Origin of the sequence: Methylobacterium sp. WL69 (genome assembly GCF_008039485.1) — a bacterium.
In the GTDB taxonomy this organism is placed as follows: Bacteria; Pseudomonadota; Alphaproteobacteria; order Rhizobiales; family Beijerinckiaceae; genus Methylobacterium.
Map to the genome: position 1 here is coordinate 1 of NZ_VRUZ01000169.1, position 3,422 is coordinate 3,422.

3 protein-coding genes are annotated in these 3,422 nt (G+C 74.5%); all 3 read right to left on the reverse strand.

The window, feature by feature from the left end:
• Positions 1 to 112 precede the first annotated feature (112 nt).
• Positions 113 to 1,363 (reverse strand): chemotaxis protein MotC, encoded by a 1,251-nt coding sequence (locus FV218_RS22075; RefSeq protein WP_246685235.1) that lies wholly within the window; start codon positions 1,361 to 1,363, stop codon positions 113 to 115.
• Positions 1,364 to 1,455: 92 nt separating this feature from the next.
• Complete coding sequence (locus tag FV218_RS22080; protein ID WP_147711563.1) at positions 1,456 to 2,766, reverse strand: MotB family protein; 1,311 nt, start codon at positions 2,764 to 2,766, stop codon at positions 1,456 to 1,458.
• Between the two features lie 4 nt (positions 2,767 to 2,770).
• Positions 2,771 to 3,422: hypothetical protein (locus FV218_RS22950; protein ID WP_187273142.1), on the reverse strand; the 652-nt coding region annotated here is incomplete at its 5' end.

Genomic DNA, 3,422 nt, shown 5'->3' on the forward strand with positions numbered 1-3,422 from the left:
GCGCCGAACGCCCCCGCGGCGGCCTCCGGGGACGCCTCGGCGGCCTCCGCCCCGCCCCGGGGCGCCACGGCGTCCGGGGGGCGCGGGGCCGGCATCGTCGCAGCGAACGTGTTCATCGGCCGCTCTTCCTCATCAAGTCGTCGATCTGATCGATCGCCCCCTGCGCCCGGGCGATGGCGGAGGGGGTCGGGACCTCGCGGGCCACCACCTGGGTCGGCACCGGCGGGAGCGGGGCGACGGCCGGCACGCCCGGCACGTCGCGGATCTCCCGGGCGGTGGCCAGGGCCGCGTCGAGGAGGTCGCGATCGGCCGGCGCCAGCACGGACCGGTCGGTCATCCGCAGGGTCTCGACGCTCTCCTCGAACCGGCCGTCCACCACCACGAGGGCGGCGGCCCGGTACAGGCGGGCCCGGACCGCCGCGACGGTGCCGGGCTCGGTCAGGGTGACGGTGCGCTCGGCGGCGAAGACGGCGGTGGCGTTCTTGCCCTGGTCGAGGGCGGCGCGGGCCACCAGCAGGTAGAGGTCGCGCCGGCCATCCGGCTCGATCTCGTCGAGCATGGCCTGGAGCCGGGCGAAGCGGCCCGCATCGGTGCCGAAATCGAGGCGGGTCAGGGCGGCGGCGAAGCGCTGACGGAAGTTGCCGGCGTAGACCGAGTGGCGGAACCGGCGCAGGTACTGGATCGCCAGGGCCTCGAACTTCGCCAGATCGTTGCCCTGGGCCAGGACGAAGATCTCCCGGCGGAGCGCCCCTTCCTCCACCAGGGTGCCGGGCGCCAGCAGGCGCGCGAGATCGAGCAGGCGGATCGACTGGGCGGGATCGTCGCGCACCACCAGGGCCGACTGGGTCAGGGCGAGCTGCGCCCCGAGGCCGACGGGCACGGACGCGGCGTCGATCTTGGTGAGCAGGGTGCGGGCCTCCTTCTCGCGGCCTTCGAGGAAGGCGAGGGACCCGAGCACCAGGGGCGTGCTCTCCGCCGGCACCTTGGTGGAAGCGAGGATGTGGCGCAGGAGCGCCGGCCCGCCGCCGCCGAGGGCGAAGGTCACGGCCGCGCGGATGTTCACCGGGTCGGCCCAGGCGTCGGGCTCGAGGGCGCGCATGCGGTCCTCCGCATGGGCCAGGAGGGCGCGCTGGCCCGTATGGGCGGGCCCCGAGCCTTGCGCGATGCGGTCCTGCAGCAACTGCAGGGTGCGGACCATCTCGACGGGCAGGGTGTAGGGCTCGACCGGCAGGGGCTCGATGGCGGCGGCGGGTGCTGCGGCGTGCCCGCCCGCGTCGTGATTGCCGCCGTGGGACTCGGCGGCGTGCGCGGGGGCCTGGGCAAGGAGGCCGATTCCGAGGGCGAGAATGGCGAATCGCGCCACATCGCATGCCAACCCGCGCGCGCACCGCCCTCCCCCTTGTGGGGAGGGATCGAGGGCGGCAGCAGTTGCCCGGGGATCCGCCGACGCCCGTCTCACTCCGGCCGTCCGCGCAGAAGAATCTCGATGCGGCGGTTCTCGGCGGCCTTCGGGTCGGCGGGGTTGCGCGGCTGGCGGTCGGCGTAGCCCTCGATCCGCTCCAGGCGGGCATCGGCGAGGCCGCCGCGCACGAGCATGTAGGAGGCCATCTGGGCGCGGGCCGAGGACAGGCGCCAGTTGTCGTAGGTCTCCGAGCGGAACGGCCGGCCGTCCGTGTGGCCGCGCACGACGACCTGGCCGGGCCGGTCCTTGAGGATGCGGGCCACCTGTTCGAGGGCGCGCACCACCTTGGCCTGGGGCTCGGCGGAGCCGACGCCGAACATGCTGAATCCGATGTCGTCCGTGAGGCTGATGAGGATGCCCTCGCCCGTGCGGCGCACCTCGACATGCGGCGCCGGCGCGCCGCCCTGGGACGGCACCGCCTTGGCGATCTCGGCCTTGATCGCGGCGACGGCGGCCGTCTCAGCGGCCTCCGCGACCTTGGCCGCGTTCGCCTCCTTGGCGTCCCGTGTCTCCTTGGCGGTTTTCGACTCCGCGGGTTTCGACTCGGCGGCCTCGGCGGGCTTCGGCGTCAGGTTCGCCGGCAGCCGGATTTCGCCGTCCTCGGGCAGGGCCGAGGCGAGCTGGACGGGGGCGGCCTTCGGCGCGCCGGCCGATCCGGCGCCCTTCGACGGCACGGTGGCGGCGCGGGCGTCGAGGCGGGCCTCCTGCGGCAGGGGGCTGACGGTGGCGGTCGAGCCCGGCTGCTCCGTCCGGGCCTTCGTCACGGGGGCGACCTGCCAGTAGAGCGGATCGAACGGGTCGCGCGCGGCCTCGCCGCCCTTGAAGCCGGGCTCGCCCGTCTCGGACGCCACGGTGTCGGCACTGGCGGATTCGGATTCGGCTTCCGCCGCGAGCTTGGCCAGCACGGCGTAGGGGTCCTGGAACAGGGCGGCCTCGCGGGCACGGCTGCCGGGGGCCGCGTCGGCACCCTTGCCGTCACCCTTGCCGTCGCCCCTGCCGCTGCCTTCGCCCTTGCCGTCCTCCGGCTTGCCCTCCTCGGGGATCGGCTCGCCGGGGGTGTTGGTGGGGTCACGCACGCCCTTGCGGTCGAAGGTGACGTCGGCGAGCTTCACCGGGTTGAAGTACTGGGCGATGGCGCTCTTCGTTTCCTTGGTGGTGGAGCCGATGAGCCACAGCACCAGGAACAGCGCCATCATCGCCGTCATGAAGTCGGCCAGCGCGATCTTCCAGGCGCCGCCGTGGTGAGCTTCCTCGTGGTCGCTGTGGCGCTTGATGATGATGATCTCGTGGTGGTCGTCCGCCATCGCGTCAGGCTCCTTCGACGGCGGCGGCGAGCAGGCCGGCCCAGGCGCCGAGCTGCGTCTCGATGATTGTCTGGTCCGCCCGGATCGTGACCTCGACGGCCTCGGAAGGGTGGAAGGCCACGGTGGATTCGCCCGCGCCGAGTTTGCCCGCGAGCCCGTCGAGGAGGTCGGCCGGTCCGCTGATGCGCACGGGGGCGTGGCGGGGGTCGGCGAGGAGCTGCGCCAGGGTTAGGGCGAGGTCGTCCACGGCCTGGCGCCGGAGGCCCGCCGTCAGCACGGGCACCAGCAGGGTGCCGACGCGGTCGGTGAGCTGGCCCCCGAGGGCCTGGAGCGCGGCGGAGAATCCGGCGGCGAGGCGATCGCCCTCGGCGGCGCACCATTCCGCGCGCGCGGCGGCGAGGCGGGCGTCGAAATCGGCCTGGGCGAAGGCGAGCGCCGCGGCGGATTCACTTTGCGCCTCGGCCCGGCCCTCGGCCCGGCCACGGGACGCGGCCTCCGCCAGGAGGGCGGCGCGATCCTCCGGCGGGGGCGCGGGAGCGGTCGGCGCTGCTGGGCCTCCAGAGTGGCGGCGGTGAGCACGGTGACGCTCGATCCGACCTGGTCGACGGGCGTCGGCACGCCGGTGGCGGAGACGGAAAGCTCGGAGAGCGTGACGG

Excerpts from the sequence above, each read along its gene's own strand:
- FV218_RS22080 (WP_147711563.1), bottom strand. The coding sequence starts at position 2,766 with ATGGCGGACGACCACCACGAGATCATCATCATCAAGCGCCACAGCGAC.